The organism is Nocardioides sp. LMS-CY, assembly GCF_018732145.1.
In the GTDB taxonomy this organism is placed as follows: Bacteria; Actinomycetota; Actinomycetes; order Propionibacteriales; family Nocardioidaceae; genus Nocardioides; species Nocardioides soli.
In genome coordinates this window covers 2441909-2468639 of the sequence record NZ_CP076104.1, presented here as the reverse complement: position 1 = coordinate 2468639, position 26731 = coordinate 2441909, and the positions used below count along the sequence as shown (strand labels likewise).

The following is a 26731-nucleotide window of genomic DNA, read 5'->3' as shown; positions in this document are numbered from 1 at the left end:
ATCCCACGGGGGAAACTGCCTTCTGACCTGCAGCGATGCCGCCGAAGAGATCTGAGGTCGTCAGCACGCCGCTGACGGCGTTTGCGAATCAAAGCGAGCCCATTCCGAGCCCTCCTGTCAGCAGGCACCGACGGTCGCAGGCACCCACACAAGACCCTGACAACTCGTCTGCGACCGCCGTAGCGAAACGTTCTACAGGTCGGCGAGCAGCACATTTACGAGGGCCTCCTCATGAACAGCAACTCCGATGCGGGACATGCTGACCGCGAGTTGCGGGTCCCACGGCGTTGGGCCCGGAACCCCTGCGATCGGCAGCCTGCCAGCCGCTGTGAGCGACTCGACAGCGTCCTCGTAGTCGCCGGCGCACATGCGCCAAGGCTGCGCGCCGGCAGCCACGATTCGTCCGGCGATCGCGACCCCGGGCCAGTCAAAGTCACCGTGGTACCGCACCTGTGCGCCTTGCTTAAGAACGCCGCGGAGAAGAATCCACCCCACGCTCGCGGGGTTCCCGGACGTGCACACCAGGGGTCCCGTCGTTCTTGCGCGAGCAGCCGCCTGGAGGACTTGCGGGTTTTCGCACACCGACACGGTCGTCCCGGGCCTCGCCCAGGCCCGTGTGGCGGCGGCGCCGTTCAACTCATGCAAGGTCAGGTGGGTGACCAGGCCGAGATCGGCTCGAGCCCGCATCATGACCGACCAGGCGTCCTCCCCCGGTGGCCGTAGCGACCAAACCAGCACCGTGCCGGAAATCGCGTCGGGCACCACCCCCAGGAGGGTCCACATGTTCCGGACCTCGGCCGCCGACTCCGGTGGATGGAGACCGTGAGCGGCGGCCGCGGCACGCAGCACGAGGGCGGCGGCGACGCGGCCCGAGTCGAGGCCGTGCGCGTCGCCGGTGCACTTGGTCGCCAGTTCAGCCAAGCCCCACTCGGTTGGTCGCTCGGACGCGGACCTTGCTGGGGCAAGGGCACCGGATGCGGCGAGCTCGGCCAGGACGGCGCCCGCGTGTCCGACAGCGGCACCGGCGCCATCTCCGGCCTTGGTGAGGATTCCGGCGAGACGGGTTCCCTCAACGAACCCGGGGACCCACTCCTGGTCACCGACCCCTGCGGCGGCGAGCGCCGCGTCAAGCAGGGCGGCTGTGCTGGCTCGCGCCTCGGTCCGAGCCACACGGGCGGCCTTGCGGTCCACGATCGGCCCACTGAGCGCCTCCATGACCGTCACCAGCCCAGCTGCTGCAGCGGACCGCCGCAGCGCCGCGTCCACGTCTGCGAGACGCACGCGGACGGGGCTTGTCACGCGCCGGCCGAGGAGGCCGCTGAGATGGTCGACGCCCTGCTCGTCCAAGGTGACAGTCACAGTGCCGGTGACCTGGATGCCGTTTCGTTCGAGCCTTCCGCGAACGGCATCCCACAGGGGCGCCAGGTCGGGGTGGAGCAGGTAGTCGCGTGTCGCCGACGGGAGGGCAGAGTCGGTCATCGCGGCGCTGCCCGAAGGTGTCGGGTGTGTCCGTCCCAACGGACGTGGGTCGTCACAGCGGCCGAGCCTTCGACCCGGCGGACTTCGTAACAGTCCAGCGCCGGCACCTGCGGATAGTCACCCCACAAGGCGTGCCCGGTCATCGCGAAGTCGACGTCGAGCCGTACTAGCAGCCCCATGAGCTCACCGATGGTGCGGTTGTCGACCTTGGCGAACGCGTCGTCCAGTAGCAGCAGCCGCAGCGCGCGCCCGGTGTCGGGCAGACCGGACAGGTAGGCGTCGATGGCAGCGAACAGGGCCACATAGGATACGAACCGCGTCTCGCCCTGCGAGAGTCGCGCCTTGCGGCTAATGCGACGCTCCTGGCCCGACTTCGGACCGAGAATGATGACCTCGACTGTGTGCCAGGACCGGTAGTCCAGTGCGTCGTGTAGGTGGGTGGCGTAGCCCGCGGACTCGTCGAGCTCGAACGCCTCGTTGACGCGGTCCTTGAGGAGCTCGGTCAGTTCGGCGGTCTGGTCGGCGGACCTCACCGCACCGGCGGTGGACACGAGTTCCTTGATGCGTACGACGGCCGGGTCGGAGCTCTCCGAGATTTTCCACCGGAGCTTGACCCCGATGCCGTGCGAGGTCCGGATGGTGGCCAGTGACGCGTTCATCGCGGCGATGAGCTCGTCGGCCTGGTCCAGTCGACGACGAAGCTCCTCGGCGACTCCGCCGAGGACGAACTCGGTGAAGACGCTCCGTTCACGCTCGCTGAGAGCGTTTCGGCCTTCTTCCACGGTCCGGGTGAGCTCGGCGGCGGCGTCGGCGATGCTGCGTCGGCCGGTCGCGTCGGACAGCTCGATGAGGCGGACACCGTCGCGGACCTCAGTGATGACGTCGTAGGAGCCCGACAGGTCCCGCTCGAGCGTGCGTTGCGGACCGAAGAGCGTGTTCTCGTCGGCGCCCTGGCTGTGGCGGCGCAGGCCGGCGGCCGTGCGGGTCACTGCCTTGCGTACAGCGGCCGGCGTGACCTCAGACAGTTCGATGGTCTCCGGCGGCTCGGCGAATGCTGCTGCTGTGATGCCCGGCATCTCCAGGCGTCGCCGGAACTGGTCGAACGTCGCGGCAAGGTCCTCGTGGGTTGTTGTGACTCGTTCGGCGGCAGCGCGAGCCTCAGCCTCGGCGGTACCGACCTCCACACCAAGGCGTGAGTCGAGGGTCCGCGCCTTGTCCAGCTCGCCCTCCAGGGTCTTGCGGGTGGTCTCGCATTCGCGCAGCTCGGCCTTCGCCGCCTCCGCCTCCTGCCCGATGCTGGAACGGACCGACTCGAGCTCGGATGCCTCACGGTGCCAAGTCGTCCACTCTGTCGCGGCGCGCAACTCGTCCTCGACCCGTTCGTCGGTGCGGTCGCCGGCTCTTCCGACAGCGTCGGCGTGGTCGGCGACCACGGTGATGAGCTGGTCGAGGAGGTTGCTGAGGTCTCGGCATGCCGATTCCGCTTCGCCGGTTGCGTGGCGGACGACCTGGAGGTCGTCGGCGGTGTGCGGAAGGTTGAACTCGGAGCAGATCGCGCGGTGTTCGCTGACGTCACGGGACCAGGCTGTGCGCAGTTCGGATGCTTGCATCGCCGCTTCGTGGGCCCGGGACCGTTCCTTCGCGGCTCGGTTGGTCGCGTCGGCGGCGCGGACCCGGGCGGATGAGACTGCCTGGGTCCGTGGAGCGTTGCGAGTCACGGCGCCGAGCCGGTCTCGGGCAGCGCGAGCTTCGGCGCGGGCGGCGGCACGGACTTCGGCGGCGTCCGCGAGTTGGGCGAGTTCGACCTCGATGGCTGCTAGTCGGACCCGTCGCGCCTCGGCGCGGGCGGTGGTGCCGATGTGGCGGGCGACGGGCTGCAGGTATCGGCCGGTCAGCGGACCTGAGCCCCATGACCCGTCTGGGGCCACCCACACCCCGGCGGGTGTCGTGGCACCACCGCTGCGGCGGTCGCCGAAACCGATGCGTGCGAGGACCGCCTCCACGACCTCCACTGGCATCGGGCTCCCCGGGTCGGCGATCAGCTTGCCGGTCACCGGGGTCTCGTCGACCGGACCGGTCGGGGTGAGGAGCAGCTGCCCGTTCTCAGCGTGCAGGGTCCCGTCACGGTGCAGATCGGCGAGTAGGAGTCCGGAAGCCAGGAGCGCTCCTTCGAGGCCGGCGCGGTCAGTCGCATCGAGGTCGTCGCCGAAGTCGATGGCTCGCCACAACGGGATGGCGTCGACGCCGCGGGGTCGGATCCAGGTCGGCGTGGTCGGGCTCGGGTCAACCGCGGACTCCAGCTGGGTGCGTTCGACCTTCAGGTTGTTGCGGACCGCGTCGTCGACCTGGTCGGCGGCGTCGAGCTCGGCGATGGTGTGCGTGTGTTGTTCGCGCACGGTCTCGGCAAGCATCCCGGCGACGTGATCCAGCTCGGTCAGGTCGTCTTCGCTGAGGTCGCCGATGACAATAGGTGCATCGGCAAGTACGGCGTCGATGCCCGTGCCGGTCAGGTCCGGCTCGGCGCCGAATGCTGCGACCGTCGCGGCGGCGGAGACCCAGTCGCGCCACTGGGAGGCATACGTGTCGGCGGCCGTCGTGAGCTCGACCTGACGCTCAAGGTCGACCTCTTCGGCTTCGTTGGCCCGTTGGTCGGCTTCCTCGGCGCGCCGCTCGGCCGCCTCGACCTTCCCGCGCTGCACGTCAAGCGCCTGCGCCTTGTCCAGACGGCCCGCAGCCTGGCGGCCGCGTTCGGTGGCGCTGACCTGCACGAGGCGCGCCTGCTCGACCGCACTGCCGAGGTCGTCTGGGGTGACGGACAGTTGGACCGGGACAGGACGGTCGAGCGGGGTGGGGTCACCGTCCCGGGTGAGGCGCACCGGCTCGGTGAGGACGCTGGCCGGAGCAGTCGTAGCGGCGATGCTCGCCGGGAGCCCACCAGAGACGCCAGCGGCGTCAACCTTCGTGCGGGCCTTCTCGACGGCTGCAGCGGCACGCTCACTGGCGCTGACCCCCTTCGCGGCTGCCTCGTTGGCGGTGCGGACCTCTCGACCTTCGGCGCCGCGGGCGCGTTCTGCGGTGACGAGAGCGGCGACGGCGGCGGCGCCGAGAGCCTCGACCCTTTTCTCACGCTCGTCGAGGTCGCGGGCGTCGGCGTACGCGGAGGACTGCTTGATGCCGGCGATGGTTCCGCTGAGGTCGGCGATGCTCTCGTCGAGTTCGCCCATGCGTGCCTGGTTCTCACCGCGTGCCTTGTCGAGCTCGGCGTGAACGGTCGCGCGGTTCTTGGCGTCCTTGACCGCTGCCTCGGCGGCCGATGCAGCCTTCGTGGTGTTCTCGGCGCTGTCTGAGACCGCGGTTGCTGCGTAGCGTCGGTAGGTGTCGAAGAACGTGTTTACGTGACCCAAGGCGGCTTCGAGCCGGCCCTGTGCGAGGCGGGTTTCGGACAGCCCGTCGAGCTGCTCGCCGGCCGCGTTGAGGGCACGTTCGTCCAGCGGTGGGAGCGCGTCGGACAGGATCTGGGGAAGCCTGCCTTCCTCGATGCGGTTGCCGACGTCGGGTGAACGCAGCGTGTGCAGTAGCTGAAGCAGTCCGGCGTACCGTTCAGCACCCGCGTCGCCGGTCAGCGTGAAGACGGTCGCCCGGACGCGGTCGCGGTGGGTTCCCGGTGACGTAGTGATGCGGTCGGCGCCGATGAGGTCGGCGAGCTTGTCCCGTGGAAGCGTCTCTCGTGTCGGTGACAGGAGCTCGAGGTCGTAGCCGACACGCAGGTCGGTGGTGAAGTAGTGGACCTTCGCTTCTCCGGTCGAACGGGAGAACCGGATGTGTGCGCCGATGGTGGTGTGCTGCTCGGTCGTTCCGGACTCGTGAAGCTCGGCATCTGCGGGGTCGGTGGGGTCGACGCTGCGGGCCAGCTCGAGCCACACGTAGCCAGCCCTCGTGGTGCGGTCCGCTGCCCCGGCCTTCATGAGCTCGACGAGGCTGACCTTGCCGGACCCGGTTGCGTCCATCTTGCGGCGGTCCGCGTCGAGCACGAAGGGCAGGAGGAGCTCGAGGGCCCGGCTCTTGCCGGATCCGTTTGTTCCGCGCAGGACGAGCCGGCCGCCGGAGAGGTCGAACTCGGTGTCGTAGTAGTACCAGACGTCGACCAGCCCGGCGCGGTTCATGCGCCACCGGTACGGGTGGTGCTTCGGCGGCGTCTGGTCCGCGGTCTCGATGCCCTCGGTGGGGATCTGCGTGAGGGTCACGACTGCTCCTGGTTGTGCGGGTCTACTTCGGCGTCGGCGTCGGCGTCGGCGTCGGCGACGAGAGGTTCGTCTGCGGAGTCGATAGCTGAGCCATCGTCGGTGAGGCGGCGTTGGGCTCGCGTGCGTGTGGCTGTGCGGACAGGTTCGGGCCGGTATCGGCTGCAGGCGGGGTGGAGGACGAGCCCAGCGTCGGTGGGGGTAGCGAGCGACACCCCCGACAGGACCTGGACCACTTCGTCGGTCAGCCTGCCCAGGTCGCCGGCAACCTCAGCACGCCAGGCCCTCGCGTTCTGGTCGCAGAGAAGCTCGATGTTCTCGGCGACCACCTCCCACGACGCGAGGACACCGGGGACCGGGACGCCGTCGACTAGCGCGGTCGTGCCGGCAGCGACGTTCAACGTGTCAACGAGCGCGTCCAGAAGCAGGAGAGCAGCCTGGCGGACAGTGCCCTGACCGGGGAACTCGACGTCGGTGAGCTCGTCGTCCGGGTCGTAGGCCAATGCACCCTCGAGCCGAACTTCTAGGGTAAGGCCGAACGCATCATCGAGGGCCCTGGTGACGTCGCGCCGCTCACGCGACAGCGCGTCGGCCTCGGCCTCGGTGAGCGCCTCGCGTCGGGCGAGGGGGTGCTCCGTCAGCCGGCGACGCAATGCGGGCCGAGGCTGCTCACGTTCGACCGGGTCGACCGACCACATGTCCTTCGGGCTGTCCATCCCAGCGAGCGGGCGTGCGACAACGTGCGGCAGAAGAGACTGATTGACGGTCAGGAGCGCCTCTTCCCGGCGCTCACCCCAGCCTGCGACGCTGCCGTCGGTCTCGACTAGAACACCCCATTCGATGAGCTGGTCGATGGCAACGACCAGCGCTCGCCGTTCTCCGAGGGTTTCGTCCGTCGTGATGCCGACGGTCGCTGCGTCGGCACGGAGCTGCTCGACGAGGGCAGATAGGAGGACCTGCTCGCCCGCGCCTGGAGCCATCAGACCGGCGCACACGAGTGCCAGGTACGTGTAGGCACGAGGGGTGAGCTCGCCGCCGTTTGCGCGCCGCGCACCGCGGGCGGGCACGTCGACGGGTGGGACTGCCTTGACTAGTCGAGCGAACGTTGGCTCGACGACGAGTGGGTAGCCGAGGAGCGTCTGGAACGTCTGCCGGAGCGCGACCTTGTGCCGACGGACCAGCGTGAGGTCCTCAGCGTGCTGTGCCGCAGCGAGGATGGGTGTGGCCAGCAGTGCTCGCGCGGCGGCCCGACGTTCAGCAGCGGCATGCTCGCTCGTGGTCGACGTCAGAGTCGAGCGGCCGTCAAGGGTGCTCATGCCGTGGTCTCCGTCCATACATGGTTCCCGACACCCTCGGGTCCATCAATGACGGTGTTCGCGCCGGTAGCGGCAAGGTCGGCACGCAGTTCGAGATCGTGCACGGTGAGGTCGCCGTCGGGGCAGTGGACGATGGTGTTGGCTCCAGCGACCGGGGTTGCCGTGACGATGAGGTTTGCGTCGGTGTCCGTCGAGATTGCCGCTCCCTCGAGGAGTTGGTCGATTGCGATGAGGTCGGCAAGCCGGTCGAGAAGCAGCTCTCGAGCCGCCGGTGATAGGTGTGCGCCATCCAGGTTGCCTGCGGCAGCGAGCTCCGCTGCTGCTGCGCGCTTGCGGTCAGCTTCGGCCTGCGCCTCGGCGAGGAGCCGCTCGCGGTCCAACCCTGGGTCGGGAACCCGGGAGGTTCGGCCTCGGGCGGTGCGGTCGCCGCGCTCTCGTAGCGACAGAGGCACGTCGACTGGGTCACTGTCCCACCACGACGTTGTGGCGCCGGCTCGCCCGGAGTCCTCGTCGGGGCCGCCGAGAAGGTGACGTGCCGGGTACGCCCCGAACGCGGCATCGAAGATTCGGTGAGCTGTCGCCGTGTCAGCTTCGTCGAACCAGACGGCGAGCCGCAGCAAGTCCGCGCGCCGGGAGACGCCGGTCCCGGCGGCGGCGAGCATCCGCTTGGCGTTCGCGATGAGCTGGCCCAGGGCCTGGTCGGCGGCTGCACGCAACTGCGTCGGTCCGGATCGGCCACGTCGCCCGGTGTACCAGGTGGTCAGCTCCTCCCAGTCTGCTCGGCTGCGGCCCGGTGACCGTTCGGTCTGCTCGTCGGTGCCGGTGAGACCTGGGAGCGCGTCAAGCGTGGCGAGTACCAGGTCGAGCCGGTTCTCGATCTTCTCAAGGAGCGCCGCGACCGCGGGCGCGTGGCGGGCCACGTCGGCCGAGATGAGGTCGACGTAGGTCAGCAGCATCGTCTTGAACGCGGCGTACTCGGGTCCACCGAGGTCGTAGCGCGAGATGCGGCCCTGGACGAACGCGTAGAACTCCGTTGCGGACTCGGCGAAAAGGCGCTGGTTGTTGAACACGGTCGTCACATCGCCGGCGAGGGCGTCACCATCGACCGGCTTGGAGTCCAAGTGGACAAGAATGCGCTCGAGAGTCTGAACCGTGCCGCCGAGGAGCTCGCGCGCGATCTCGCGGGCACCGTCGGAAGCGCGAAGGACATCGCCGACCTGGCGGTGCACCCGACCGCCAAGCTTTGACGCCTGGTATCGCGACCTAGAACGAAGCCACTCGCTGACCGTGGCGACGCGAGCGTCCCGGACGGACGGGACGAGGTTCCCCCACGTCACCAACTGCCGGCAGCGATGCTCGATGTCGTCGACCGACGTCGCCATCTCCGGCGCGGTGCGAAGCAGAGCATCGTGCGCTTCAGCGGCGGACAGGTCAGTGAGGAGAGTCTCGGTGAACAGCCGCATCAGTTGCAGGTACTCGGCAGCGTTCTCGGCTGTGACGTGCCGGTAGAGCGCCAGCCTCTCCGTCATGGTGGGAGGACTCGCACCGGGCGACAGCTCGCCCGCTTCAATGACACGACCCTGCGCGTCGTCAGCATCGATGTTCGGTGCCACAGGCACAGCCTCCGTCCCTGGTTGGCGAGAGTCCCGCGGGGTCACCGACAACGAGCACGTCATTGGCTGCGCACCCTCGACGCTACGCACGCTATGTGAGACCGCCGACACTTGGACTGAGATCCAGTAAGTCGCAAAGCACAAGAGCCGAGGGACGTCCTCTCGGTCTGGGCCGGGTCCCGAGACGACGGTGCGCACTCAACTCGCTGACGCGACCCGGCTGCTAGTTACAACTCCCCCGCCGTAACGAGCCGGGCGACCGAAGACTCGGCACCCGGAAGTTCGAGCAGAAGCGCGCGGTCCCTTCGGACTGCCGCGACCATCGCGCGTAGTCGCTGGCGGTCTTTCTTCGTGAGTTCCTCCCCGCGGAAGTCGCGGGCCGTCAGCAGGCCGGCGAGGATGACGAAGTCGCGCCGGTGGCGGCCGAGGCCGGGGTCGCCCGTGTTGCTGAGAGCGGCCGCCTTACCGACCAGTGCGCCGACGAGGTTGGGGCGGCGTACCGATCCTTGGCGGCCGGCGACAGCCACCGCCACGGTCTCGCTGCGCTGGAGTGCTTGCGTCCCCCCGGCGGTGGGGAGGGTCGGACTTCCGGTGACTCCCTGGCGGAGGCTGGCACGCTCGCCGATACCGTCGGGCAGGAGGACATCGATCGAGGCGTCGCCCCGGACCCAGCGATGCTGGAACCCCTCGGCCGAAATGCCAGCTGAGGTGAACCCGAGGTCGGCCAAGACCCTGGTGAACGTGGCCAACATCGTGGGGTCGGCGCGTACGTCGATCACCGTGTCTGCGTCGTTCGTGGGGCGCACCGGGAACTGCCCCCGCTCAGCGCAGTGCAAGTGGACGAGCTGGCCGCCGATCAGGGTCCAGCCTCCAGCGAGCCGCTCGTGCAGGTCCAGGAGACCCAGCCAGGAAGCAGTCTGCTCGGGTGGCATCGCAGGCAGGTCGATCATCGTTGGGCCGCCTTCCACTCCAACGCGAGCTCGTGCAGCAGCTCAGCTGCCCTAGTCTCCTCGCGCGGCCCACGATGCTCCGCGAGATCGGCAGCGAGCCTGAGCTCGGAATCCGGGTACGGGTCCTGCCCGTCTGGGATGACATGGAGGATGACGTTCGCGTCGCGGTCGGCGTCGACCAAGAGGTAGTCCTTCAGAAGTCCATCAACGTCGGATTCACCCAGGTAACCCTCGACGTCTGCCGAAGCGATGCCGCTGGCGCCGAGGTCAACCAGCATGGCCCAGCGTTCGTCACCCTTGAGATCCGCAAGGTCGGCCGACGCGGCACGAAACAACCGTCGTCGCGCCCGGTTGCGGAACACTGACCGAAGCGACACAGCCAGGTCACTGACCGCCTCCTCATCGGCAGCCAACTCCACAGCGGACTCCAGGAGACGATCCAACTGTTGCCGGGTGCGCGCCGGGCCGGCCGGCCCCCGCGAGCTCGCCGAGGCCGCGATGATGGCCCACGCAGAGCGGGCAGAAAGAGGGCGACCCGCCTTGTGCCGTTCCTGGACACGCCCCAGCGACCGCTCGTCGACCACCCACTGCGACCCGACCCGTTCGGCAACGAGCGAACCGTCCGCGATGCGCTGATGGATCCGGGGCACGCTGACGCCCAGCCGCTCTGCGGCCTGCGCGACGCTCACCGATCCCATGCACACAATCCTAGAAGAGTTTCAAGGATTGTGAAACTGCCGACGCACCACTTCGAACCGAGCCCAAAGCGAGCTCTCAGTGGGCCCCAATCGTCGTGACGGCAAAGTCCTAAGCCGCAAAACCGCAGGTCAGCGGCTTTTGACAAGCTTCGCAACGACCTCAACATGTGAAGTCATCGGGAACAGGTCGAAGGCGCGGAGCTCGCGCAGCTCGTAGCCGAGCTCGGCGAACGTCGCGAGGTCTCGGGCCAGCGCGGCCGGGTCGCAGGCGACGTACGCGACCGCTCGCGGCGCGCGGGCGACGACCGCCTCCACCACCGGCCGCCGGGCGCCCTCGCGGGGCGGGTCGAGCACGACGAGGTCGAACGGTTCGTCGACGGAGCCGTCAGGAAGGGGCGCGGCGAGGACGTCGGCCACGCCGCCGGCCCGGACCTCGACACCGGGGCAGTTCGTCGCCGACAGCGCGGAGGCGGGCGGGTCGCCCTCGATGGCGATCACGCGTCCCGACTCCCCCACCGCCTCGAGGAGGAAGGCCGCGAAGAGCCCCACGCCGGCGTACAGGTCGAGGCAGCGCTCGCCCGGCCGCGGCCGCAGCATCTCGAGCACGGTGCCGACGAGCATGTCGGGCGCGCCCGGGTGCACCTGCCAGAAGCCGCCGTCGGCGACCTCGAAGGTGCGGCCCAACGCGACGTGGTCGGAGGGCTCGGGCGCCTCGATCAGGCAGGTCTCGACCGGGACGACGTCATGGGAGCGGTGCTTGCGCATCCCCCGCCCACCCCCGGGCAGCGGCACGTACCGCTGCCGGGTGCGCCAGCGCAGGCCGTGGTCGTCGCCCGGGACGGCCTCCACCACCACCTCGACGTCGAGGCCGGCCAGCCGGCGCAGCTGCTCGCTCACGACGTCGGCCTTGAGGGCACGCTGCCGGGCCAGGTCGACGTGCTGGAAGTCGCAGCCACCGCAGCGCCCGGGCCCGGCGTACGGACAGGGCGGCGGCACCCGGTCGGGCGACGGCTCGAGCACCTCGACGGCGTCACCGCGCCAGAACCGGTCGCCGTCGGTGCCCTCGGTGATCTCCAGGACCACCCGCTCCCCCGGGATCGCATGCCGCACGAACACGACCCGCGAGTCGGGCGGACCCAGGCGGACCACGCAGTGGCCGCCGTGGGCGACCGGACCGACGACCGCCTCGAACCGCTCGCCCACCCGGGAGGCGCCGCGCGGCTTGCGGGACCGCGTCCGGCGCCGGCCGGCACCGCTCATCGCTGGATCTGCCGATCGCGGTTGACCCGGGAGCGCACGTTGCCCATCCGCAGCTCGGTGGGGCGCACCCACACGCCCTCGCGCTCCTCGCGCTCACGCACCAGCTCCGAGGAGCGCAGCTGGTAGGGCACCGAGGTCACCATCACGCCCGGCGCGAAGAGCAGGCGGCCCTTGAGCCGGAGCGCGGTCTGGTTGTGCAGCAGCTGCTCCCACCAGCGGCCCACGACGTACTCGGGAATGAAGACCGAGACCACTCCGCGCGGGTTGGCCTTGCGGATCTCGAGGGCGTAGTCGACGATCGGCCGGACCAGCTCGCGGTACGGCGAGTGCAGCACCTTGAGCGGGATGTCGATGTTGCGCTCGTCCCACTCCTCGAGGAGCCGGCTGGTCGACTCGGGGTCGACCGAGACGTAGACGCCCTCGAGCACGTTCGGCCGGGTCGCCTTCGCGAACGCCAGCGCGCGCAGCGTCGGCTTGTGCAGCTTGGAGACCAGGACGATGGCGTGCACCCGGGTGGGCATCACCTTGTCCTCCTCGTCGGCGGCGAGCTCGTCGTTCACGCTGGCGTAGTGGCGGTGGATGCCGCGCATCAGCACGAAGAACACGATCATCGCGAGGATCGTGATCCAGGCGCCGGCGAAGAACTTGGTGACCAGCACGACGATCAGCACCACGGCGGTGAGCGTGAGCCCGATGCCGTTGATGACCCGGGAGCGGTACATCCGGCGGCGTACGGCGGGGTCCCGCTCGGTCTTCAGGTGCCGGGTCCAGTGCCGGATCATGCCGAGCTGGCTGAGGTTGAACGACACGAAGACGCCGACGATGTAGAGCTGGATCAGCCGGGTCGTCTCGGCGTCGAAGACCTGGATCAGGACGATCGCCATGAACGCCAGGAACACGATGCCGTTGCTGTAGGCGAGCCGGTCGCCGCGCGAGCCCAGCGCTCGGGGCGCGAAGCCGTCCTTGGCCAGGATCGAGCCGAGCACGGGGAAGCCGTTGAAGGCGGTGTTGGCGGCGAGCACCAGGATGATGCCGGTCACGGTGACGACCAGGTAGAAGCCCGGACGGAAGTCCGAGAAGAGCGCGTCGGCGATCTGGGAGATCGCCGTGTGCTGGTCGTAGTCGGCCGGCAGCGGCTGGCCGTCGAGGGTCAGCCGGTGCAGGTCCTCGGGGTCGACGAGCTGGAGCCCCATCTCCTTGGCCAGCAGGATGACGCTGAGCATCATCGTGACCGCGATCATGCCGAGCAGCAGCAGCGTGGTCGCGGCGTTGCGGCTCTTGGGCCGACGGAACGCCGGCACGCCGTTCGAGATCGCCTCGACACCGGTCAGCGCCGCCGATCCCGACGAGAAGGCGCGGGCCAGCAGGAAGATCAGCGCGATGGTCGTCATCGACTCGCCGTAGCCGGGCGCCGCGGCCATGTCCAGGTCCGCGCTCGCGACCTCCGGGAGATCCCCTTCGACGAGCCGGAAGAGGCCGAACCCGCACATGCCGAGGATCGCGGCCATGAAGGCGTACGTCGGGATCGCGAAGAGCGTGCCGGACTCGCGGACGCCGCGCAGGTTCATCGCGGCGAGCAGGACCACCATGACCGTGGCGAACGTCGCCTCGTGCCCGATCAGGCCGTGGAACGCCGACGCGGCGTACTGCGCCCCCGACGAGATCGACACCGCCACGGTCAGCACGTAGTCGACGAGCAGGGCGCTGGCGACCGTCGTGCCGGCCGTCGGCCCCAGGTTGACCGACGCCACCTCGTAGTCGCCGCCGCCGCTGGGGTAGGCGTGCACCGTCTGGCGGTAGGACGCGACGACGGCGATCATCACGATCGCGACGGCGAGGCCGATCTTCCAGGACCAGACGTACGCCGAGGCGCCGGCCAGCGACAGCATGATGAAGATCTCGTCCGGTGCGTACGCGACCGACGAGAGCGCGTCGCTGGCGAAGACCGGGAGCGCGATCCGCTTGGGGAGCAGCGTCTCGCCCAGCTGCGAGCTGCGCAGCTTGCGCCCGAGGAGGACGCGCTTCGACACGTCGCCGATACCCACGACCGGTTAGGCTAGACCCACTCGGCGACGGGTCGGGTATCCGCGCCGGGGCGTCGGCCGTCCGGTGCCCGCGAAAACCTAGATGAGTAGCTCCAAGGGATCGTGCAGGCGAGCGGCGCTCAGCGCCGCGCCGGCAAGGCGCCGATGCGTCGGCAGACTGGACGTCTTTCAAGCGTCGGCAACGCCGCCGGAGCGGATGATGAGCGTCGCGCAGCGCGCGAGGCCTTGGAGCTGGTCATCTAGTAGCGTCTGCCTGGTGCACGTCGTGATCATGGGCTGCGGACGCGTCGGTTCGACGCTGGCCCGCAGCCTCGAGGACCGCAACCACACCGTGTCGGTCATCGACGCCGATCCGGACGCCTTCCGCCGTCTCGGCCCGGGCTTCAACGGCGACAAGGTCACCGGTCAGGGCTTCGACCAGGAGGTCCTCGAGAAGGCCGGCATCCGGCGCGCCGACGCGTTCGCCGCGGTCTCCAGCGGCGACAACTCCAACATCATCGCGGCGCGGGTGGCCCGCGAGACCTTCGGCATCCAGCAGGTGGTCGCCCGCATCTACGACCCCGGCCGGGCCGAGGTCTACCAGCGGCTCGGCATCACCACGGTCGCCACGGTCAAGTGGACCGCCGACCAGATGCTGCGGCGGCTGCTGCCGGCCGGCGCCGAGCCCGACTTCCGCGACCCCTCCGGCACGATCCGGCTCGACCAGATCCCGGCCCCCGAGTCGTGGATCGGCCACCGCACCGTCGACTTCCAGATGCAGTCGAAGAGCCGGATCGCCTGGATCGACCGGCTCGGCGAGGGCGTGCTCGCCTCCCGCGAGAGCGTCATCCAGGAGGGCGACATCCTGCACGTCGCGATGCGCGAGGACAACGCCGCCCACGCCTACCAGGTCATCGAGTCCGGACCCGACGAGAGCTGAGGACCCCATGCGAGTCGCCATCGCCGGTGCCGGCGCCGTCGGACGCTCGATCGCCCGCGAGCTGATGCACAACGGCCACCAGGTGCTGCTCATCGACAAGAACCCCGAGGCGATCAAGCCCGAGCGAGTCCCCGATGCCGAGTGGCTGCTGGCCGACTCCTGCGAGCTGTCCTCGCTCGAGGAGGCCCGGCTGGACCGCTGCGACGTCGTGATCGCCGCGACCGGCGACGATAAGGTCAACCTCGTGACCTCGCTGCTCGCCAAGACCGAGTTCGGGGTGCCACGGACGGTCGGCCGGGTCAACCACCCGAACAACGAGTGGCTGTTCACCGAGGCGTGGGGCGTCGACGTCAACGTCTCGACCCCGCGCATCATGTCGGCACTGGTCGAGGAGGCCGTCACGGTCGGCGACCTGGTGCGGCTGTTCACCTTTCGCCAGGGCAACGCCAACCTGGTCGAGATGACGCTGCCCGCGGACTCGCCGTACGTCGGCAAGCCGGCCGGCCTGATCCCCTTCCCCGAGAACTGCGCGCTGGTCACCATCCTGCGCGACGGCCAGGTCTACGTGCCCGACGACGACCAGCCCGTCGAGGCCGGCGACGAGCTGCTGTTCGTCGTACCCGCCGACGTCGAGGAGAACCTCGAGCGGCTCCTCGCCCCCTCCGCCCACGGGGGCTGAGACAGACCAGGTCGGCGCGGGACAGTCACCGGGCTTCGACGCGCCTGTTCGCGACCTCGTCCCTCGGTCGCGAGGCTTGCTCAACCTGGCAACGCCCACACGCCGCGTTCGTTCCTCACGCGGCGCTGCGTTGCACAGGCGTGTGGTTGCGGGAGAGGACCCAGACCATGGCGGCGAGCGCGGCCAGCTGGAGCGGCCAGCCCATCGCGATCTTCAGGACGCCGAGGGCGGCGATCGCGGAGTCGGGGTCGATCGCGGCCGACTTGCCGGCCAGCCAGATCGGCCCCTGGACGAGCACCCGGAGCGCGCAGGGTACGGCGAGCAGCCAGGTCAACAGGGCGCACAGGCGCACCACCTGCCGGTCCCGGTGCCACGCCGTCGGGTCGCCGGTGACGCTGCCGACCATGAACCCGACCAGCGGCCAGCCGACCAGGCAGGTCGCCGCGAGGATCACGGAGTAGCCGGCGTTGTAGAGGATGCCGGGCAGGAAGTACGCCAGCGCCTGGTCGTCCTCGCTGCCGCCCTGCCGCGCCGAGATCGTGACGAAGAGCCAGCCGATGCCGATGCCGAAGAGCGCGTTGAGCACGAACTGCACGGTCGTGCGCTGCACGAGCCGGACCGCGAGCAGCGCCACCGCCGCCGCGACGCTCACGCCGAGCGCGAGCCGCATCTCCCGCGTCGTCAGCCACAGTGCCGTGAACACGATCGTCGGGACGGCCGCCTCGATCATGCCCCGACGGCCGCCCAGCGCCTTGGACATCTGGGTCCGCACCAGGGCCTCGACGGTCTCGACGCCGGCGACGGGCGTCGCGGGCTCGGGCCGCACGGGCTCGGCTGGGGTCACGGGATCAGCTCGTAGCGCGGGTTGAAGAGGATCCGCTGCCCGTCGTGCTGGCCGATCCGGCCCTGCACCGACAGCGACCGACCCGGCGCGATCCCGGAGATCCGGCGCCGGCCCAGCCACACGACCGTGATCGTGCCGGTGCCGTCGGAGAGCTCGGCCTCCAGCGCGGGCACGCCGCCGCGCGGGCGCAGCGTCACCGTCTGCAGGGTGCCGCGGAGCCGGACCCGCTCCCGGTCGGGGGCCTCGCCGACGCGCTCGTAGCCGCCCTCGGCGTGGGTCTTCCGCAGGTCGCGCACCTCCTGGTCGGTGGTGTTGGCCCACCGGCTGATCGTGCGGCGCAGCCTGCCCTTCTCGCTCATCGGACTAGGCCTGTCGGCGGATCAGGCGGTCCCGCGGGGGCAGCGTGAGCGGCAGCTCCGCACCGGCGGGCATCGCCTGGGCGCCGCGGCGTACGACGGTGGCCTCGATCGCGGCGTCCCAGGGGCCCTCGGCGTCCGGCTCGACGGCCGGGCGGCCCAGGAACGTGGCCCGCAGCATCCACCGCGGGCCGTTGATGCCGACCACCCGCGACGGCTGGGTGGCGGTGCGCCCGTCCTCGGTGCGCACGGTGATCTGGCAGTCCAGCTCGGTGCCGTAGCGGCCCTCGCGCTCGCTGGCCGTGCCACCGCGCTGGGCGAACTCGGCGGCGATCCGGGGCCGGACCTCCGCCCAGAGGTCCCCGTTGCGGGGGGCCGCGAAGGCGCGCAGCTCGACGGCGCCCTCGGCCCCGGCGTGCAGCACGGACTGCACCTGCTCGGTCGACTCGTCGACCTGGAGGCGGATCTCCAGCCCGTCGACCGCGGTCAGGACCAGCGACCCCAGGTCGACGCGCTCGCCGTCCTCGAGGTCGTCGTCCTCGAGGTCGTCGATGTCCCGGGGACCGGCCACCGACGCGTCGGCCTCGTCGACGACGGCAGCGGCGGCCTCGTCGAAGGGCCGGTCGGCTGTCGGGTCGACGGTCGCCTCGGTCTCGGCGGACTTGCGGCGGAACTTCACGCGGACCTACTCACTCTCGCTCACGTTCGACTGGAACCCTCCGGTAGAACCGTAGCCCCCGGACCCACGCACCGACTCCGGAAGTGCGGCCACTTCCACGAACGCCGCGCGCTCGAACCGCTGGACCACCAGCTGCGCGATCCGGTCGCCCCGGCGCAGCTCGATCGACTCGACCGGGTCGTGGTTGATCAACATCACCTTGACCTCGCCGCGGTAGCCCGCGTCGATGGTGCCGGGCGTGTTGACGATCGAGAGCCCGTGCCGCGCGGCCAGGCCCGAGCGGGGGTGCACCAGCGCGACGTATCCCTCGGGCAGCGCGAGCGCGATCCCGGTCGGGACCATCGCCCGCTCCCCCGGCGCCAGCGTCACGTCGACCGTGGTGACCAGGTCGGCCCCGGCGTCGCCGGGATGGGCGTAGGCGGGCGGCGGCAGGTCGGGGTCGAGGCGCTGGATGAGCACCTCGAGCGGGCTATCGATCACGTCGCGGGACCCTACCGGGCCGTGCCGCGAGGACCAATGACAGGATTCTGCCGTGACCGCGAGCCCCACCTACACCGAGCGCCTCGGCGTCCCGCTGCGCTGGTGGGTCCAGGGCACGATGCTGGTCGCGACCCTGTGGCTGGCGGTGGTCGTGGCGGTCCCGGGGCCGGCGGCCTGGGTGGTCACCGCGATCGCGCTCGCCGGGCTCTTCGGCGGGCTGTGGTCCTACGGCAACCCCCGGATCAGCGTCGACGGCGCGACCTTCCGCGCCGGCCGGGCGCACATCGCCGCGGGGTACGTCGGCGCGGCGACCGCCCTCGACGCCGACCAGACGCGGCGCACCGCCGGGCGGGAGGCCGACGCCCGGGCCTACCTGATGCTGCGGCCCTACCTCAAGCGCGCGGTCCGGGTCGAGATCCTCGACCCGGCCGACCCGACGCCGTACTGGCTGGTCTCCTCCCGACGCCCCGAGGAGCTCGCGCGGGCGCTGACGGCGCTGGGACAGTCGGTTCGCGGCTGAGCCGCGCTGGGTACTGTTCGCGCATGGCTGAAGGTGGATCGAAGATCTGGACGGCCTTCTCGCTGGCCTCGGCGTTGACCGCGGCGGCCGTGGCGAAGAAGACGCTCGACAAGTCGTGGACGCTCGCGACCGGCAAGAAGCCCCCGGAGAACCCCGCCGATCCCGACGTCGACATCTGGGAGGCCGTCACCTGGGCGGTGGCCAGCGGCGTCGCCGTCGGGCTGGCCCGGATGCTCGCGCAGCGCCGCGCCGCCTCCTACTACGCCCGGTCGACCGGCCACCTGCCGCCCGACCTGCAGCGCGACGCGCAGCGGGCCTGAGCGCCCACCTCAAGGCCGCCCGCAGACGCAGCGCAGACAGAGCGCAGACAGAGCAGGGCCGCAACCCTCGCGGGTTGCGGCCCTGCTCACGTCCACGCCGAGTCGGCGCAGATTGACCCGCGAGCCGGCGCAGCGTGACCCTGAACCACGGTCACTCTGCGCCGGGTCGGCGCTCACACGCTCACGCGCAGTCCTTGCAGATCATCTTCTTCGGGTCCGCCAACTGACTGCGGTGGTGGACCAGGAAGCAGCTCATGCAGGTGAACTCGTCCTCCTGCTTGGGCTTCACCTCGACCGCCAGCTCCTCGTGGGAGAGGTCGGCGCCGGGGAGCTCGAAGGACTCGGCGGCTTCCGCCTCGTCCTCGTCGACCTTCCCGGAGTTCTTGTCGTGACGACGCGCCTTGAGCTCTTCGATGCTCTCCTCGGACTGGTCTTCCTCGGTCTTGCGCGGTGCGTCGTAGTCGGTCGCCATCTGTCACTCCATCTCCGAGGTGTGCTGGGCCCACAACCTCGCACGTTCTTCGTCTCGTCCGTCGGCCCACCGGGGTCGGCGCCAGATTGTGCACCATGAACGATCCAAAGCGCACACCGCTATGCCGCTGCGGCAGATGAACATCAGGTGACCAACCGCTATTCCCCCGAAATGGGTGAGAATCCTGCGGCCCGGACGGCGGCCAGGAACTCGTCGAAGCCGTGGCCGGGCGCGCACACCAGCAGGTCGAGTCCGCCGGCGCCGATCTCGAGGTGGGTCCGGGCGCCGGCGATGCGGGCGATCAGGCCTGCGGCGGCGTGGTCCCAGGGGTTCACGCCCTCCTCGACGTAGCCGTCCATCCGCCCGTCGGCGACCAGGCAGAGGTCGAGCGCGCACGACCCGAGGCGCCGTACGTCGCGCACGTGCGGGAGCAGCCGGGTCACCGCCTCGGCCTGGAGCACCCGCACCCGGCGGTCGTAGGAGAAGCCGGTGGCCACCAGCCGCTCGGCCATCGGTGCCGGGCCGCGCACCGCGATCGGCGCCCCGTCGCGGGTCGCCGTGGCGGGGTGGCCGTCGTCGGCGGCGTGCCCGACGTACTCGGTGCGCCCCTGCACGTCGATCACCGCGCCGGCCACGACCTCGCCGTCGCGCTCGGCCGCGATCGAGACGGCGTACTGCGGGATGCCGTAGAGGAAGTTCACCGTGCCGTCGATCGGGTCCACGATCCACCGCACCCCGCTGCTGCCCGCGAGGTCGGCGCCCTCCTCGCCGAGGAAGGCGTCGTCGGGCCGGGCCTCCCGCAGCCGGGCGCGGATCAGCGCCTCGCTGGCCCGGTCGGCCTCGGTGACCACGTCGATGTCGCTCGACTTCACCGCGGCGACCGTGACCTGGCCGCGCGCCCGCTCGCGAACCAGCTCGGCGGCCTCGCGGGCCAGGGCCAGCGCGAGGGCGGCGAGATCGCGACTGGAGGCGGCGCTCACGTGTCGGCGCCCGCCAGCGCGGGCCGCTCGGGGGCGCGCGGGTTGGGGCAGCAGCCGACCGGACAGCGGTCCCAGCACGCCGGGTAGCCGCCGACGCTGGCCCGGGCGACATCCTCGCCGCGCTCGACGGCCGCCCGCTCGAGCAGCAGGTCGCGGACCGCCGCGACCAGCCGGGGGTCGAGGCCCGCGGTCGCCGCGCGCGTGGCCGGAAGGCCGAGCTTCTCCGCGGTCGCCAGCGCCTCGGTGTCGAGGTCGTAGACGACCTCCATGTGGTCGGAGACGAACCCGATCGGCACCATCACCACCGCGGGCGCCCCGTCGGCGTGCAGCTGCGCGAGGTGGTCGTTGACGTCCGGCTCCAGCCACGGGACGTGGGGCGCCCCCGACCGCGAGCAGTAGACGAGCGCGTGCGGATGCCGCCGCCCGGTCTCCTGCCGGACCCGCTCGACGACCTCGGTCATCACGCTGCGGTGCTGCTCGACGTACGCCCCGGACTCCGGTCCGCTGCCGTCGTTCATCGCGTCCGGGATCGAGTGGGTCACGAACGCGAGGTGCGCCCCCTCCCGTACGTCGTCGGGGAGGTCGGCGAGCGCCGCCAGCGTCGCGTCGACGGCCGGCTCCACGAAGCCGGGGTGGTTGAAGTAGAGGCGCAGCTTGTCGAGCACCGGCGCGCCCGGCACCTCGGCGACCGCGTCGTAGAGGTTCTCGCGGTACTGCCGGCACGAGGAGTACGACGAGTACGCACTGGTCACGAAGCAGGCCGCGCGGGTCACCCCGTCGGCCGCCATCTGCCGCACCGTGTCGGTCAGGTAGGGGTCCCAGTTTCGGTTGCCCCAGTAGACGGGCAGGTCGATCCCGGCCCCGGCGAGGTCCTCGCGCAGCGCGGCGAGGAAGGCGCGGTTCTGGTCGTTGATCGGCGACCGCCCGCCGAAGGCGTAGTAGTGCTGCCCGACCTCCTCGAGCCGCTCGCGCGGGATGCCCCGGCCGCGGGTCACGTTCTCCAGGAAGGGCACCACGTCCTCGGGCTTCTCGGGGCCTCCGAACGAGACCAGCAGCACGGCGTCGTACGGGCTCGGATCGGGGCTCATGCCGTCAATCCTAGGAATGGACGGATATCGATTCGTCCGGGGTCGTCGGCCACCGATAGCGTCACGGCTGATGTTCACCTCCTATCGCCGGATCCTCAGCGCGCCCGGCGCCCTGAAGATGTCGTCGACGGCGCTGATCGCGAGGCTCCCGATCTCGATGGTCGGCCTCGGCATCGTGCTGCTCGTCTCGGCGGCGACCGGCAGGTACGGCGTGGCCGGCGCGGTCTCGGCGGCGTACATGGTCTCCAACGCGGGCTTCGCGATCCTCCAGGGCCGGCTGCTGGACCGGCTCGGCCAGGGGCGGGTGCTGGCCGTCGCCAGCATCAGCTTCGGGGTGTCGATCTCCCTGCTCGTCACCTCGGTGCAGGCCGGGTGGCCGATCGTCACGACGTACGTCTTCGCGGCGATCGGCGGCGCCTTCCTGCCGCAGGTCGGCTCCGCGGTCCGCGCCCGGTGGTCGCACGTGCTCGACCAGCCGTCCGACGTGCAGACGGCGTTCGCGCTCGAGGCGGTGCTCGACGAGGCCGTGTTCATCCTCGGGCCGATCCTGGTGGCCGTGCTGGCCACGAGCTGGCACCCGGTGGCCGGCCTGGTGATCGCCGTGGTGGCCTGCGTCGCGGGCACGCTGACCTTCAGCGCCCAGACCTCGACCGCGCCGCCGGCCCAGCCGCGCGACGACGGCGCCGGGCCGCGCCCGTCGATGCCGTGGCGCGCGGTCATCCCCCTGGCGGTCGTCTGCGCGGCGCTCGGCGTGCTCTTCGGCGCCGCCGAGGTGACGACGGTGGCCTTCGCCGAGGAGAAGGGCCACAAGGCGGTCTCCGGCGCGCTCCTCGCGCTCTGGGCCGCCGGCAGCCTCTCCGCGGGCGTGATCACCGGTGCGATCCACTGGCGCCGCGGTCCGTCGGCCCGGGTCCGGTGGGGCTCGTTCGCGATGGCCTGCGCGATGACGCCCCTCTACTTCGTGGGCTCGCTCCCGGTGATGGGCGCCGTGCTCTTCGTCGCCGGCTTCGCGATCGCGCCGACGATGATCGCGACCATGTCGCTGACCGAGTCCGTGGTGCCGGCCGGCCGGCTCACCGAGGGGATGGCGATCATGCAGACCGGACTGGTCGCCGGGGTCGCGCCGGGCGCCACCCTCAGCGGCCTGGTCGTCGACCACCAGGGCGCCTCCGCGGCGTACCTCGTCTCGGTCGTGGCCGGCCTGGTCGCCGCCATCGCGGCCCAGACGCTGCCGCGACCCGAGGGCTCGCTCCGCGGTCTACGATCGCGCCGTGACTGAGCGCAGCGACTGGCGGAACTGGTCCGGCCTGGAGTCGGCGCGCCCGACCCGCGTCGAGGAGCCCACCGACACCGCGGCCGTGGTGGCCGCGGTCGAGCGGGCCCGAGCGGAGGGCTCGACCCTGAAGATGGTCGGCACCGGCCACAGCTTCACCGCCATCTCCGCGCCCGAGCACACCATGCTGCGACCCGGCGCGATGTCGGGCATCGTCTCGGTCGACCGCGAGGCGATGACCGCGACCGCGCTCGCCGGCACCCCGCTCAAGGAGCTCAACGCCGGCCTGGAGGTGCTCGGGCTCAGCCTGCACAACATGGGCGACATCGCCGAGCAGACGCTGGCCGGCGCGACCTCGACCGGCACCCACGGCACCGGCGGCGTCTGGGCCTCGCTCTCGGCGCAGATCGCGGGCCTCGAGCTGGTCACCGGCACCGGCGAGGTGGTCCGTGCGACCGCCGAGGAGAACCCCGACGTGCTCGAGTTCGCCCGGCTCGGACTGGGCGCGCTCGGCGTGCTGACCACCATCACCTTCCGCGTGGAGCCGGCGTTCGTGCTGGAGGCCCACGAGACGCCGATGGGCTGGGACGAGGCGCTCGACGGGTTCGACCAGCGGGTGGCCGACCACCACCACGTCGACACCTACTGGTTCCCGCACACCGACCGCCTGATGACCAAGACCAACGACCGGGTCGACCTGTCGCTCGCGGAGGCCGCCCCGCTGTCGCGGCTGCGCGGCTGGTGGGACGACGAGTTCCTGTCCAACACCGTCTTCGGCGCGGCCAACCGCCTGACCAACCGTTTCCCCCGCACGATCCGGCCGTTCAACCAGGTCTCGAGCCGGCTGCTGTCGGCCCGCACCTACAGCGACGTCGCGCACCGGGTCTTCGTGACCCCGCGCACGGTCGTCTTCCGCGAGATGGAGTACGCCGTGCCGCGGGAGGCCGGTCTCGCGGCGCTCCGCGAGGTCCGGGCCGCGATCGAGGCCTCCGACCTGAGCATCACCTTCCCCGTGGAGATCCGGGTCGCGCCGGCCGACGACGTCCCGCTGTCGACCGCGACCGGGCGCGACTCGATGTACCTCGCGTTCCACACCCATCGCGACGCCGACCACCTGAAGTACTTCGCGCTGCTCGAGCCGATCCTGCGCGCCCACGACGGTCGGCCGCACTGGGGCAAGGTGCACACCCGCACGGCGGCCGACCTCGCCCCGGCGTACCCGCGGTTCGAGGAGTTCCTCGCGCTCCGCGACCGCCTCGACCCCGACCGGGTCTTCGCGAACGCCTACCTGCGCCGGGTGCTGGGCGACTGAGCCCGGCGGACGTCATACGTTGCGAGCAAGGGGACACACTGCCCGTATGACGTCCGCGGGGCCGGCTCAGCTCTTCGTGTTGTAGAGCCGCAGCGCGATCGGCGCGAACACCGCCGTCACCGCGGCCGACAGGATCAGCACGAGGGTGATGTCGCCGCCGTCGGGCACGTCGTCCATGAGGCCGCGGGCCGCCTCGCAGAGCAGCGTGACGGGGTTGACGTCGACGAACGCCTCGAGCCAGTCGGGCATCGTCTCCGGCGGCGCGAACACGGAGCTGACGAAGGTCAGCGGGAACAGCACCATCATCGAGACGCCCATGACGGCGTTCGGCGTGCGGGCCTTGAGGCCGACGATCAGCCAGAGCCAGCTCAGCGAGAAGCAGAACACCAGCAGCACCAGTACGGCGAGCACGACGCCGAGCACCCCGCCCGGGGGCCGGTAGCCGATGATGATGCCGACGGTCAGCACCATGACCGAGGCGAGCAGGTAGCGCAGCGTGTCGCCCAGAAGGGCACCGACGAGCAGCGAGGCCCGCCAGACCGGCAGCGACCGGAACCGGTCGAAGACGCCCTTCTCGATGTCGGTGTTGATGGTCAGGCCGGTGTACATCGTGATGAACACGACGGTCTGGGTGAGGATGCCGGGCAGGGCGTACTGGAGGTACTCCCCCGTCGAGCCGGAGATCGCGCCGCCGAACACGTAGGTGAACATCAGCGTGAACAGGATCGGGAACATCGTCACGTCGAAGAGCTGCTCGGGGACGTGCTTGATCTTCAGCAGGGCCCGCCAGCCGAACGTGAGCGAGGAGCTGAGGGCATGGGCGGGCCGGGGCCGCTCGCCGCTGCCGAGCGCGGCGATCACGCTGGCGTCGAGGGCGGGCGCGTCCTCCGAACGGGTCGTCTGGATGCTCATGCGGGGCCCCCGCGGAAGTGTCGGCTGGAGGAGCGGAGCGGGGGAAGCCCGCAGTTTCGTGGGGTGTTCATGCCGCCTCCTCCTCGTCGGTGTCGTCGGTGGGGCGGCCGGTCAGGGCGAGGAACACCTCGTCGAGGCTCGGCTGGCCCAGGCTGTACTCGGTGATCCGGAACCCGTGCTCGGCGACCCGCTGCAGCGCGCCGGCGACCCGCTCGGGCTGGTCGACCCGCAGGCTGATCGCCGCCCGGTCGGACTCGAGCACCGGCTCGGCCGCGAGCGTCTCGGCCAGCAGCCCCGCGACCTGCTCGCGCTCGGCCGGGTCGGCGACCCGCACGTGCACGGCGCCGGAGCCCACGGACGCCTTGAGCTCGCCGCTGGTGCCCTCGGCGATCACCCGACCGTGGTCGATGACGGCGATCCGGTCGGCCAGTTGGTCGGCCTCCTCGAGGTACTGCGTGGTCAGCAGCACGGTGGTGCCGGAGCCGACCAGGCCGCGGACGATCTCCCAGACCTGGTTGCGGCTGCGCGGGTCGAGGCCGGTGGTCGGCTCGTCGAGGAACATCAGGTCGGGGCGGACCACGATCGAGCCGGCGATGTCGATGCGCCGGCGCATGCCGCCCGAGTAGGCCTTGACCTGCTTCTTCGCCGCGTCGGCGAGCCCGAACGCGGCGAGCAGCTCGGTCGCCCGGCCCCGGGCGGCGACGCGGGAGTAGCCGTAGAGCCGACCGAGGAGCACGAGGTTCTCGAGGCCGGTGAGGTCCTCGTCGAGTGAGGCGAACTGGCCGGTCATCGCGACCCGTGACCGCACGGCGGCCGGCTCGCGGGCGACGTCGTGGCCGAGCACGGTGGCCGTGCCCCCGTCGGGCTTCAGCAGCGTCGCGAGCATCTTGATCGTGGTCGTCTTGCCGGCGCCGTTGGGCCCGAGCACGCCGTAGACGCCGCCCGTCGGGATCGCCAGGTCGACGCCGTCGACGGCACGTTGCTCTCCGAAGACCTTCACCAGGTCGTGGGTCTCGATCGCGAGGTCCATGCGCATCATGCTGGCAGCCGCCACCGACAGTGCGCATTCGAGTTGTTGTCCATGGGAGGTCCGACCGGCCCGGGTCGCCGGACTCATCGGTTCCGGTCCGGACCGGCCGACCGCCCGACGCGGTACCCGTGTGACGGGAGTGACGAGGAGGCACGCCGGTCGGGTCCCCGACTCGCGTGTCCCCCTGGCGTAGGCTCGGCGCACCGATGACTGCACCCCTTCAGCACCAGACGCGTGAGCCCGACCCCGGGCCGGACCCAGGGACCGGAGCACGACCTGCCATGTCCTACCTCCGGTTCACCGGCACGAGCGAGGACGGCACCCTGCTGTGCCTGGTCGACGAGGAGGGCACCGAGCACCTGCTGACGGTCGACGACCGGCTCCGCGCGGTGGTGCGGCCGGCCACCCCGCCCGCACCCCCGGCCCGAGGAATGGAGAAGACGATGGAGAGCATGCTCCGGCCTCGAGACATCCAGGCCCGGATCCGGGCCGGCGAGACGCCGGAGGAGGTCGCCCAGGCGGCTCAGACGTCGGTGGAGAAGATCATGGCGTTCGCGGCCCCGGTGCTCGCCGAGCGCGAGCACGTCGCGCAGCGCGCGCAGCGGTCGTCCGTACGCCGCAGCGACGGCGCCGCCCCGGCCGGAGCCCGCACCCTCGGCGAGGCCGTCGCGACCCGCCTGCGGGCGCTCAACGTCGACCCGGAGTCCGTGGCGTGGGACGCCTGGCGGCGCGAGGACGGCCGCTGGACGATGACCGGTGGCTACGCCACCGGCGAGCGGTCCGGCAGCGCGTCGTTCACCTTCGACCCGCCCGGCAACTACGTCACCCTCGACGACGAGGACGCCCGCTGGCTGGTCGGGGAGGCCATCACCCCGGCCGCGCCGGCCCGGCCCGACGATCTTCAGGTCGCGCGCGAGCGCCGGCTGAGCGCGGCCGCCGAGGACCAGCTGCCGCTGGGCGACGAGCTGGGCGACGAGCTGGGCGACGAGCTGGGCGACGAGTTGGGCGACGACGCCCTCGACCTGGTCGCCGAGCAGCCGGTCGAGGCGTTCCTCGACGACGCGGCGCCCACCGACCCCGACGTCGCCCGCGAGGACGCCGAGCTGCGGGAGGAGGCGGCCGAGGCGGCCGCCGCCGAGCCCGACACCCAGCCGGAGCCCGAGCCCGAGGCGCCGACCCGTCGTCCGGTCAAGAAGAACCGGGGTCGCGCGTCGGTCCCCAGCTGGGACGAGATCATGTTCGGCGGCTCGGACCGCGGCTGACGC

The 26731-nt window shown here is 71.0% G+C and carries 24 protein-coding genes; 7 read left to right on the top strand and 17 right to left on the bottom strand.

Annotated elements, in window-relative coordinates:
- Positions 1–192: 192 nt before the first annotated feature.
- From KM427_RS11935 to KM427_RS11900, 8 genes are all read right to left on the bottom strand, one after another.
- On the bottom strand, positions 193–1479 hold the full coding sequence (locus KM427_RS11935) for a TIGR02679 family protein (protein WP_215527311.1): 1287 nt from the start codon (positions 1477–1479) through the stop codon (positions 193–195).
- On the bottom strand, positions 1476–5723 hold the full coding sequence (locus KM427_RS11930; protein WP_215527310.1) for a TIGR02680 family protein: 4248 nt from the start codon (positions 5721–5723) through the stop codon (positions 1476–1478). Before KM427_RS11930 ends, KM427_RS11935 begins: the two co-directional genes overlap by 4 nt.
- Entirely contained in the window at positions 5720–7036 is a 1317-nt protein-coding gene (locus KM427_RS11925; protein WP_215527309.1) for a TIGR02678 family protein, read from the bottom strand. The genes KM427_RS11930 and KM427_RS11925 overlap by 4 nt, the downstream gene beginning before the upstream one ends.
- Complete coding sequence (locus tag KM427_RS11920; protein ID WP_215527308.1) at positions 7033–8649, bottom strand: DUF2397 domain-containing protein; 1617 nt, start codon at positions 8647–8649, stop codon at positions 7033–7035. The genes KM427_RS11925 and KM427_RS11920 overlap by 4 nt, the downstream gene beginning before the upstream one ends.
- Before the next feature lie 227 nt (positions 8650–8876).
- Positions 8877–9599, bottom strand: coding sequence for a hypothetical protein (locus KM427_RS11915; protein ID WP_215527307.1), 723 nt, complete (start codon positions 9597–9599; stop codon positions 8877–8879).
- Entirely contained in the window at positions 9596–10297 is a 702-nt protein-coding gene (locus tag KM427_RS11910; protein WP_215527306.1) for a helix-turn-helix domain-containing protein, read from the bottom strand. Before KM427_RS11910 ends, KM427_RS11915 begins: the two co-directional genes overlap by 4 nt.
- A 129-nt stretch (positions 10298–10426) precedes the next feature.
- Positions 10427–11557: a class I SAM-dependent RNA methyltransferase gene (locus KM427_RS11905; RefSeq protein ID WP_215527305.1), complete on the bottom strand. Its 1131-nt coding sequence runs from the start codon at positions 11555–11557 to the stop codon at positions 10427–10429.
- On the bottom strand, positions 11554–13602 hold the full coding sequence (locus KM427_RS11900) for an APC family permease (RefSeq protein WP_183594864.1): 2049 nt from the start codon (positions 13600–13602) through the stop codon (positions 11554–11556). Before KM427_RS11900 ends, KM427_RS11905 begins: the two co-directional genes overlap by 4 nt.
- Positions 13603–13858: 256 nt before the next feature.
- Between KM427_RS11900 and KM427_RS11895 the strand changes: the two genes are divergently transcribed.
- Positions 13859–14521, top strand: a complete 663-nt coding sequence (locus KM427_RS11895) for a potassium channel family protein (protein WP_183594863.1) — start codon at positions 13859–13861, stop codon at positions 14519–14521.
- A 7-nt stretch (positions 14522–14528) separates the two neighbouring features.
- Positions 14529–15200 (top strand): potassium channel family protein, encoded by a 672-nt coding sequence (locus KM427_RS11890; protein WP_183594862.1) that lies wholly within the window; start codon positions 14529–14531, stop codon positions 15198–15200.
- A 115-nt stretch (positions 15201–15315) separates the two neighbouring features.
- Here KM427_RS11890 and KM427_RS11885 read toward each other — a convergent pair whose 3' ends face one another.
- From KM427_RS11885 to dut, 4 genes are read right to left on the bottom strand one after another with little or no spacing between them, the layout of a single operon-like run.
- The gene (locus KM427_RS11885; protein ID WP_252275303.1) at positions 15316–16044 is read right to left on the bottom strand and encodes a DUF3159 domain-containing protein; all 729 of its coding nucleotides are present in this window, start codon (positions 16042–16044) and stop codon (positions 15316–15318) included.
- Positions 16041–16403, bottom strand: a complete 363-nt coding sequence (locus KM427_RS11880; protein WP_183594861.1) for an OB-fold nucleic acid binding domain-containing protein — start codon at positions 16401–16403, stop codon at positions 16041–16043. The genes KM427_RS11885 and KM427_RS11880 overlap by 4 nt, the downstream gene beginning before the upstream one ends.
- A gap of 4 nt (positions 16404–16407) precedes the next feature.
- Positions 16408–17079: a DUF3710 domain-containing protein gene (locus KM427_RS11875; protein WP_183594860.1), complete on the bottom strand. Its 672-nt coding sequence runs from the start codon at positions 17077–17079 to the stop codon at positions 16408–16410.
- Between the two features lie 6 nt (positions 17080–17085).
- The gene (gene dut, locus KM427_RS11870; RefSeq protein WP_183595069.1) at positions 17086–17556 is read right to left on the bottom strand and encodes a dUTP diphosphatase; all 471 of its coding nucleotides are present in this window, start codon (positions 17554–17556) and stop codon (positions 17086–17088) included.
- A 55-nt stretch (positions 17557–17611) separates the two neighbouring features.
- On the opposite strand from dut, the gene KM427_RS11865 reads away from it, so the two are divergent.
- A complete protein-coding gene (locus tag KM427_RS11865; RefSeq protein WP_183594859.1) occupies positions 17612–18079 on the top strand; it encodes a DUF3093 domain-containing protein in 468 nt (155 codons plus the stop codon).
- A 23-nt stretch (positions 18080–18102) separates the two neighbouring features.
- Positions 18103–18399, top strand: coding sequence for a DUF4235 domain-containing protein (locus tag KM427_RS11860; protein WP_183594858.1), 297 nt, complete (start codon positions 18103–18105; stop codon positions 18397–18399).
- A gap of 181 nt (positions 18400–18580) precedes the next feature.
- Here KM427_RS11860 and KM427_RS11855 read toward each other — a convergent pair whose 3' ends face one another.
- From KM427_RS11855 to KM427_RS11845, 3 genes are all read right to left on the bottom strand, one after another.
- Positions 18581–18871, bottom strand: coding sequence for a DUF4193 domain-containing protein (locus KM427_RS11855; protein WP_183594857.1), 291 nt, complete (start codon positions 18869–18871; stop codon positions 18581–18583).
- Between the two features lie 158 nt (positions 18872–19029).
- A complete protein-coding gene (locus tag KM427_RS11850) occupies positions 19030–19851 on the bottom strand; it encodes an inositol monophosphatase family protein (protein WP_183594856.1) in 822 nt (273 codons plus the stop codon).
- Positions 19848–20939, bottom strand: a complete 1092-nt coding sequence (locus tag KM427_RS11845; protein ID WP_215527304.1) for a ferrochelatase — start codon at positions 20937–20939, stop codon at positions 19848–19850. Before KM427_RS11845 ends, KM427_RS11850 begins: the two co-directional genes overlap by 4 nt.
- A 70-nt stretch (positions 20940–21009) precedes the next feature.
- Between KM427_RS11845 and KM427_RS11840 the strand changes: the two genes are divergently transcribed.
- Both KM427_RS11840 and KM427_RS11835 read left to right on the top strand, forming a co-directional pair.
- A complete protein-coding gene (locus tag KM427_RS11840; protein WP_215527303.1) occupies positions 21010–22218 on the top strand; it encodes an MFS transporter in 1209 nt (402 codons plus the stop codon).
- On the top strand, positions 22211–23524 hold the full coding sequence (locus KM427_RS11835) for a D-arabinono-1,4-lactone oxidase (protein WP_215527302.1): 1314 nt from the start codon (positions 22211–22213) through the stop codon (positions 23522–23524). Before KM427_RS11840 ends, KM427_RS11835 begins: the two co-directional genes overlap by 8 nt.
- Positions 23525–23590: 66 nt before the next feature.
- Here KM427_RS11835 and KM427_RS11830 read toward each other — a convergent pair whose 3' ends face one another.
- Positions 23591–24436, bottom strand: a complete 846-nt coding sequence (locus KM427_RS11830) for an ABC transporter permease (RefSeq protein WP_183594853.1) — start codon at positions 24434–24436, stop codon at positions 23591–23593.
- Between the two features lie 67 nt (positions 24437–24503).
- Positions 24504–25466, bottom strand: coding sequence for an ATP-binding cassette domain-containing protein (locus KM427_RS11825; protein ID WP_246391480.1), 963 nt, complete (start codon positions 25464–25466; stop codon positions 24504–24506).
- A gap of 281 nt (positions 25467–25747) precedes the next feature.
- Here KM427_RS11825 and sepH point away from each other — a divergent pair, with 281 nt between their 5' ends.
- Complete coding sequence (gene sepH, locus KM427_RS11820; RefSeq protein ID WP_215527301.1) at positions 25748–26728, top strand: septation protein SepH; 981 nt, start codon at positions 25748–25750, stop codon at positions 26726–26728.
- The last annotated feature ends 3 nt before the right edge of the window (positions 26729–26731 follow it).